At 55.9% G+C, this 8,296-nt stretch carries 4 protein-coding genes and 1 pseudogene; 1 reads left to right on the top strand and 4 read right to left on the bottom strand.

Annotation, left to right across the window (positions count from 1 at the left end; all coding sequences use genetic code 11):
- The 4 genes and pseudogenes from E5334_RS06400 to E5334_RS06385 form a co-directional block, all read right to left on the bottom strand.
- Positions 1-1,122 (bottom strand): annotated as a pseudogene (locus E5334_RS06400) (N-acetylmuramoyl-L-alanine amidase family protein); the annotation flags it as partial.
- A gap of 330 nt (positions 1,123-1,452) precedes the next feature.
- Positions 1,453-3,384, bottom strand: coding sequence for a L,D-transpeptidase family protein (locus E5334_RS06395; RefSeq protein WP_167604328.1), 1,932 nt, complete (start codon positions 3,382-3,384; stop codon positions 1,453-1,455).
- A 228-nt stretch (positions 3,385-3,612) separates the two neighbouring features.
- Positions 3,613-4,953, bottom strand: coding sequence for a glutamate-cysteine ligase family protein (locus E5334_RS06390; RefSeq protein ID WP_136012742.1), 1,341 nt, complete (start codon positions 4,951-4,953; stop codon positions 3,613-3,615).
- A gap of 156 nt (positions 4,954-5,109) precedes the next feature.
- Positions 5,110-6,669, bottom strand: a complete 1,560-nt coding sequence (locus E5334_RS06385; protein ID WP_136012741.1) for a CCA tRNA nucleotidyltransferase — start codon at positions 6,667-6,669, stop codon at positions 5,110-5,112.
- A gap of 255 nt (positions 6,670-6,924) precedes the next feature.
- Here E5334_RS06385 and E5334_RS06380 point away from each other — a divergent pair, with 255 nt between their 5' ends.
- The gene (locus E5334_RS06380; RefSeq protein WP_136012740.1) at positions 6,925-8,271 is read left to right on the top strand and encodes a C1 family peptidase; all 1,347 of its coding nucleotides are present in this window, start codon (positions 6,925-6,927) and stop codon (positions 8,269-8,271) included.
- Positions 8,272-8,296 lie beyond the last annotated feature (25 nt).

Below are 8,296 nucleotides of genomic sequence, written 5' to 3'. Positions count from 1 at the left end.
CCACCCTGTCTTCATGGCGCCGTCGTCGGGGCCGCCCAGATAGTACCAGGCCCCTCCCACCCATTGCCAACCTGAGGCCATGGCCCCCGAGGCATAGAGGTAATACCAGGTATTCCCCAGCCTCATCCAACCGTTGGCACGCATGGCTCCCGAGCCGTCCAAGTAGTACCAGGCATTATCGATCTTTTGCCAGCCTGTGCGCATGGCGGCAGAAGCAGGGTCCAAGTAGTACCAGGAGCCGTTTAAAAGCCAGCCGGTAGCCGCAGCTCCAGAGCCATGAAGGTAATACCAGGATCCTCCCAGCCACTTCCAGCCGCTGGAAAGCATATGGCCAGAGCCGTCCATAAAGTAATGGGCGCCATCGACAGTGTGCCACCCGGTAGCCATGGCGCCGTTGTCGTCAAGCCAATACCAGGCGCCGTCCCAGAGCCAGCTATGCTTGCGCATAGCCCCATCGTGAGCCGTACCCTGGCCTCCATAGTAGCGCCACACAGCACCATCCAAAAACCACCCGGTAACCATGGTGCCTTGAGCATTAAACCGATAGGCCCTGCCATCGATGACATGCGTGGCATTTGCTACCCGCGTGCCATCGTAGGTGGTGTAATGCCATCCCTGACTATCTAAAGACCAGGTGCCAGCAGGCTCGTTCCACTCACAGTCAATCCTCACAGCACTCACAGGCGAACCGTCGCAGCTGAGCGAGACTACTCGAAGGGCGCCATCCTCGTCTTTCGCCGTCACATCCAAGGTGAGGCTGGGTTTTGCCAGTGAGAATCCTGGCCGGTCTTTAGCCGTGAGCTCCAACTTGTAGCTATAAGTCCCCGGGGCATCAAAGGTGAGCGCAGGAAGCGCGATGGTCCCCTCTGTGGAATTGGCCGCCTCTCCTACACAGATGCCCTGATCTATGAGCTTGGCTGTGACATCTGCTTCTTGTAGCGTTCCTCCATTGTTGACAGTAACCGAGACAGGCACCTCGTAGGAGATGGGGTCGTAGGCGGGAGGCTGGGGCTCTTCAGGATCCTCCTGCTCTTCATCAGGGTTTGTAGGCTCGCTGGGTTTGACCGGAGCATCGGGGTCTTGACCCTCAGCACTGGAGTCTGGGGAGGGCTCCTGCGACACGGTGGAACTCTGCTGAGCATCCTGCGCTGAGGAAGTGGAATCTATTAACGGTTTATCAGGGCCTGCAGCCAATGCTATTGGCTCCGGCGCCATCACAAGACTTGCCACAATCATGCAGATCGCAAGTGTGCTGATGGGAGTTGGGTGACTTCTACGTGTCATCCTGAGCGGCCTCCAACAATAACATATCGTTCTTATAAGCAATCATTACAATAGTAACGTAAAACAGGACCGCCCTTTATGAGACAGCCCTGTTTTTTGGGGACGTGTATTGTATATAGCTGCAGGCAGTGTCCTGTATATCCAACCTAAGATTTAATGCTCTGACTCCTAATAGACAACTACCTTGCTGCCGCGAGGGAGCGTTTGCTGCACCCAATAGGCATCGTCGATGGAGAGGCGTACACAGCCATGGCTTAAGTTTTGACCCAGGCGCCCATCTTGCACTACGCGGGTACAGGGATTGTAGAGAATCGAGTGGAAGAGGTACCCATCGTAGAACTGGGTCCAGTAATAACAGCTATAACCCTTATTCTCACCAAAGGAATAACCTTTATTGCCCACGGTAAACTGTCCTTTGACAGTGGGAGTGTAACGAGAGCCGGCGCTGCAGGTCATAAAGCGCACTTGGTTCCAGTGTCCCTGAGAGCCCTGATAGATGCCCACGCGGTTAGCGGAAGTGTCGACCATGGCAAGCCAGGGAGTTGCGCTGCTATAGCCTTGGGCCCAAAGGCTCATAGTCCCTTGCACCGTGGTAGGCATCGCTCCGGGCACCCAACGACCGGCGCCATCCACATAGTAGCGGCCTCCATCAACCCAGCTGTTGGCAGACATAGCTCCAGATGGCCCTACCCAGTAGGTATTGTCTATCCAGCAGTTGGCGCGCATAGCTCCATCGTTGGCGCCTCCAAGGTAGTACCAGGCGCCCCCTATCCACTGCCAGCCAGAGAGCATGGAGCCGGAGCCGTTCAAGTAATACCAAGCATTGCCTATCCAGCGCCAGCCCGTAGCCATCGCTCCTGAACCCGTAAGGTAATACCAGGTCCCACGTACCTTGTTCCACCCTGTCTTCATGGCGCCGTCGTCGGGGCCGCCCAGATAGTACCAGGCCCCTCCCACCCATTGCCAACCTGAGGCCATGGCCCCCGAGGCATAGAGGTAATACCAGGTATTCCCCAGCCTCATCCAACCGTTGGCACGCATGGCTCCCGAGCCGTCCAAGTAGTACCAGGCATTATCGATCTTTTGCCAGCCTGTGCGCATGGCGGCAGAAGCAGGGTCCAAGTAGTACCAGGAGCCGTTTAAAAGCCAGCCGGTAGCCGCAGCTCCAGAGCCATGAAGGTAATACCAGGATCCTCCCAGCCACTTCCAGCCGCTGGAAAGCATATGGCCTGACATGTCCAGGTAGTAATGGGCGCCGTCTACCACTTTCCACCCGGTAGCCATGGCGCAATTCTCGGCAGGGTCAAGGTAGTACCAGGAGCCATCCAAGAACCAGCCGGAGGTAAGCTCTCCTTGAGCGGTGGCATGGTAGCGACGGTTTTGGAATGTCTTCCATCCATTGGCCTCAAGCTTGCCAGAGCCATCGAAGAGGTAATGGTTGTCACCAATCTTCGCCACGCAGCTTTTTATAAGGGAGCCATCGTCTTGCACGAAAGTGCGCGAGGAGCCGCTCCCCTGCCAGCCACGATTGGGAGCGAGATAGCTATTGGCAAAGGTCATGGGCGTAGAGGGAGAAGTGACCTTGGCAACCAGGGAGGCCTTGTCTTCTGAGAGGGAGACGGTGAGCACTACGGTGAACTTTTGAGTATCAAGGGTATAGCCAGAAGCAGCCTTGCCGGTTTGGGAAAGCTCATAGGTATAGGTGCCTGCTTGAGCAATCTCAAAGCTGCTGAGCACTACCTTGCCCGAGGCATCGTTTGTGCCCGAAGCCACAGTTTGACCTTTGTCATCTTTGAGCACAAAGCTGAATTGCCCTTGGGTGAGCCCATGGTTCTTGAGGGTTACCTGGGCTGTGAGATGTTCAACCGTCGCAGGGATGGGATCCTTTTTATCGTCGGGATCTTGAGGGTCTACGGGGTCTTTAGGATCTTGCGATCCCGGGTTTTCTGGATTTGGATCAGGAGCAGCAGGATTGGCGGTGGAGGGCTCGCCTGGGCCTGCCTGCACCAAAGCATTGAGCGCTATAGCTGGCGTAGTCAGGTCGCTAAAAGCAAACAGCATCACTAAAGCCCAGGTCAACAGCGTTTTCCAACAAGTCATCCTCGATCTTTTGACCATCAAAACCCCTCTCCTCTGGTTTGCACCAACTCAAGAATATGGGGACTCATGCCCAGATTCAAGGGAGTAAAAATCATTATGCAATTGATTGGCAAAGTCTAATGATTCGCGGTTAGTTTTCCCGACGTCCTCGGGCCGAGAAACACTCCCCTTTCTTTGAGGGAGTTATTCTCGGCAAGGCTAAAAAAGGATCGAGACCGCCCAAGATCTCTAGATGACAAACTGCTCTTTGTAAAGGTCTTTGGGGACCATATGGGAGAGCCAGAGGCTCGAGATGGCATGGAAGATGTTGCGCTCTTCCTGATCTTGAAGGCCGTTTTCTGCCAGCTGCACCAAGCGCATCACCAGTGTGGTGCAAGGGAGGCCGTAGAGCTTGGCATCCCAGCCATGCTCCTCGAGCTCTGTCTGGGCATCCATGACATTTTGCGCGGTAACGTCACGGAAGAGCTCGCTGGCCTTGGCGAATGCGTTGTCGTTGTAGAAGATGCCTTTGATGAAGGCGGCAAGGGCTGCCGCGAGCTGAGGAGGCATGGAGTCTGGCGTGCGAATCTCAAGGAAGCCCTTGAGGCGTACCGTGGGAAAGACCATGGAAAGCAGATGGAAGAGCTCGCCTTGAGAAAGCTCGCGCATGGCCATGATGTCGGCTTCGGTAGCAGAACAAGTGGGGATGGTGAGACCGGAGTCGTCAGTGAAAAGGATAGGGCAGACACTCATAAGCCATTGCACGTAGGCTTCTGCCCCAAAGCCCTCGTCAAAAGTGCCGGGAACGATGCCACAGCGCGCAGGATCCATGTGGTCCCAAATGCGGGCGCGCACCATGCGAGGAGTGTCGCCCACACTGAGGCCTCGCCAAGAAATCACGTTGTCGCACAGGAAGGCTAACAGCGGGCCCAGGGCTACGGCAAGCCTGTATTCGGCAACCATATTCTGCTCGTCAGAGCAGTCTAAAGAGATCTGAGTAGAGGCCGAGCAACGCATCATATCCCGCGCATAACGCCCGGTATGAGAAAGGGTTTTATCCATGAGGCGATAGCGCTCTTTAGGGATCAGAGCCACTTCGCGAGGATCGATGGTAAAGGGATCGGTCCCCAGGGCCACCAGCTGCCATTCGACCCCCAGATCTTGGCAGAGCTGGGCATACTGCTCGTCAAAGGCCAGAATGGCACCCAAAAGATCGCTCACCGAATTGGAGGGGCCCACGGCCACCTCGAGTTGGGCGCCTGGTTCCAAAGTGATGGAGATGCCCACCTCTTTGTTCTCAACCGTGACGATTCCTTCGTAGCCAAAGAGGGTGTCGTCGATAATGAGGGCGCATTCCGGCGCGAAAAAGCGCTCCCAGCGCGCCAGGAGCGTGCTGATGCTCAAGGGCCCTTCAAAAGGAACGCGCTGTCCTGAGACAGGATCCAAGATGAGGCGCTCAAGCTCGATGCCTAAAGTGCGCTCATTGCCCAAGCGCTGGGGTCTGCCATCGCCTCGCACCAAAGAGATCATGGCTTCGCGATTGCGATCAAGACGTTGTTGCTCTTGAAGCGTATAGGCATGATGACCCATTGGCAAATCCTCGCTCTGATTTAATGCGTGACGAATATGCGCCAAACTAGTCCTGCGTGGCCCATTCTACTCCTCAAATACAAATCGGTGGAGTGCAGAAAATAATTGGCGAACGGTTATATACCCTCGTGAAAGATATGTTATCAAGAGTGCATCTTAATTATGGCAACCATTAAGGGAGTAGAGCCGAGCCAACAGGGCGCTTTTCTCGGCAGGCAAAAAACCCGACTGCACCTCCTTAAGAAGCCGTTGCAAAAGCAATCCCACCGAAGGCCCTGGAGTAAGCGCCAGCTCGCGGATGATGTCATTTCCAGAGATAGGCAAATCAGAAATACGATAGGGCGCACCTGCAGCAATGAGCGTTCCAGCCAGTGACTCAAGCTCATCAACTTCGATAGCATAAGATCTATAAGCAGGAGCTTTTGCCATGGCGTCGGCGCGTTTTATGATCATCAACTCATGAACAAGCCACGGAGCCTGTCCTGGGGCATAGCGATCCAAATCTGAAAGGATCGAGAGCACAGAAGCCCTCTGCAGCTTTACAGGCCTATCATGCAGGCGGATAAGCGCCAGTGCAGGGATCGTCACGTCTTTGGGAATGGCCAATCGGCGCAGCACCGTTTGTGCAATATCGCGGCCATGGGCGGGATGGCCATAGAAATGAGCTTGGCCTCGGGTATCAAAGGTAAGACATTCTGGCTTGGCGATGTCGTGCAAAAGCGATGCCCATCCCAAGCGCTCGCTTAGGATGCCGCCGCAAAACACAGAGGTGAAATCGCAGACACGCGCCACATGGTCGAGCACGTCATAAGAGTGGTAGGGCGTCTGCTGAGGAAATCCAGCCATGGGTCCGAGCTCGGGGATTGCCGAGAAAAGCGCGTCCTTCTGCTCCCGAAGTGCCCAGCCAGCCCTGCCAGAGGCAACAATGCCGCGCATCTCTTGTCCTACGCGCTCGCGACTCACCAGGTAGAGCCGCTGGGCTCCTCGATTCACCGCCGCCTGGGTAGCAGGATCGATGGCAAACCCATAGCGAGCAGCAAACCGTACGGCTCGAAGGACTCGCAACGCATCTTCTTCCATGCGCTTTTGAGGATCTCCCACGGCACGAATTCGCCGCAGCGCGAGGTCGTCGAGACCCCCAAAGAGATCCAGCAAGCCGCGATTGGGATGGTAGGCCATGGCATTGATGGTGAAATCCCGTCTCGCGAGATCCTGCTCGATAGATGAGACATAGGATACTTGGGAGGGGTGGCGGCCATCTAGATAGGCTCCCTCCCTTCGATAGGTAGTCACCTCGACTGGCATGCCGTCTACCAGGACAGTAATGGTGCCATGAGCCGATCCTGTGGGAATTACAACGAGGCCGCGATCCCGCAAGAGGGATGCCGCCTCTTGCCAAGGGGCTGAGCTTGCCACATCCACATCATGACCAGGCCTGCCCAAAAGCCCGTCTCGCACCCATCCGCCAACGATCCATGCGCTGTAACCTGCTTCTTCCAGCGCCTGGATTACCTTGAGCCCTGCGACAGGCTGAGGCAGCGCTGCGAGCGTGCGCTCAGCTTCCTGATAGGCCTCTTGGACCTGCGGCAAATATTTATGATGGAGGGTAAAGAGATGGGCGGGTTTCTCGGCAGCGCTATCACCAGCGGCCCCTTGAGCCACAAGCTCCAGATGAGCCGGCGGCTCGACAAGGCTAAGAGGAGGACCTGGGACCATGGCTTCCCTTCCTGTGGCTGGACAGACAGCTGGGAGCGAGAGTGTTCGATGAGGGTGTCTGCAGCATTACCAACGCATTGGCAGACAACTAGAAACTCTATCCTACACGCTTCTGAGAAGCGTGCTTTGAAGGTTTCGTTCGACTCTGTGGGATGCACGTGACCCGCCGCGCTGTCCCTCAAAACGCAAAGACGGTCCAGGTGGTGATGGTACTCTAGAGACAGTCGCTACACCTAAACAGTCGCAGGAGGAGCAATGGATACATCGGTTACTGGCGAGCTTTGCGAGCGCGCTCAGGAGCGCTTTTCTAAGGAACGAGCCAATATCGTGGCGAAAAATGCCGTGAGCTCGGTGGGAGTGAGGGCTGCTGCGCGTGTGCCCGAGGGCGTTGGTGCCAACGCTATGGCTTTCGATATCGATCTGGTTCAGGGTGACCGCTGCGACCAGCAACGTTCTGGCCGTTGCTGGATGTTTGCCAGCCTCAATACCATGCGCCAGCGCATTATTGAACGCTTGGACCTCAAGACCTTCGAGCTTTCCCAAGCCTATCCCCTTTTCTTTGACAAGCTGGAAAAATCCAACTGGTTTTTAAATAACATCATCGATACGGCTTCAGAGCCTCTAGACGGGCGTCTGGTGGCTTTTCTACTCACCGATCCCATCGGCGACGGCGGCCAATGGGATATGTTCCGTTCCTTGGTCAAGAAGTACGGCGTTGTACCCAAGGAAGCCATGCCCGAGACCGCCTGCTCGCGCAACACCTCTGAGATGGACTCCTATCTTACCCGCTACGTACGCGGATGCGCCATGCGCCTTCGTAGGGCTGCCTCTGAAGGCGCCACGCCCAATGAGCTCAACGAGCTTCGCCAAACCATGATGTGCGACGTTTGGAGCCTCTTGGAAACCTGCCTTGGCGAGCCTCCCAAAGAGTTCGACGTACGCCTGCGCTCCAAAGACAACGAGCTCGTGCTTTCAGGCACCTACACCCCTCAAAGCTTCTTTGCCCAGGTAGTGCAGATGGACGTGGACACTCTCGTCTCTTGCATCAATGCAGAAACTGCCGATAAGCCCCTCATGCACACCTTCACGGTTTCCAGGCTCGGCAACGTCATCGAAGACGGAGGTGTGCGCTATCTCAACCTGCCTATGAAACGCCTGAAGGAGCTGGCAGTGTCTCAGCTCAAAGACGGCCGCCCTGTATGGTTTGGCTGTGACGTCGCCCAGAGCTACCTGCGTGACGAAGGCATGATGAGTTGCGAGGCCCTGCAGGTAGACGAGCTCTTTGGCTTTGCGGTGGAGGGCTGCCTCAACCGAGAAGAGCGCCTTGACTATGGAGAGAGCGTCATGACTCACGCCATGGTATTGGAAGGCGTGCGTCTTGATGCTCATGGCGATCCGGAGATTTGGAAGGTGGAGAATTCCTGGGGCAAGGATCATGGCCGCAACGGCTTCGACACGATCACCGACGATTGGTTTGACCAATACGTCTATCAGATAGTCATAGACAAGGCCTATCTCACTGACGAAGAGCGTGCCGTCTACGACACCTGCGAGCCCATTGTATTGGCTCCTTGGGATCCAATGGGTTCCCTGGCTAAATAATTCAATCCAATACTCTCGAGGTCGC

The organism is Muricaecibacterium torontonense, assembly GCF_004793925.1.
Classification (GTDB): Bacteria; Actinomycetota; Coriobacteriia; order Coriobacteriales; family Atopobiaceae; genus Leptogranulimonas; species Leptogranulimonas caecicola.
Note: the sequence above shows the minus strand (reverse complement) of the source record. Positions and strands in the feature narration are given on the sequence as shown.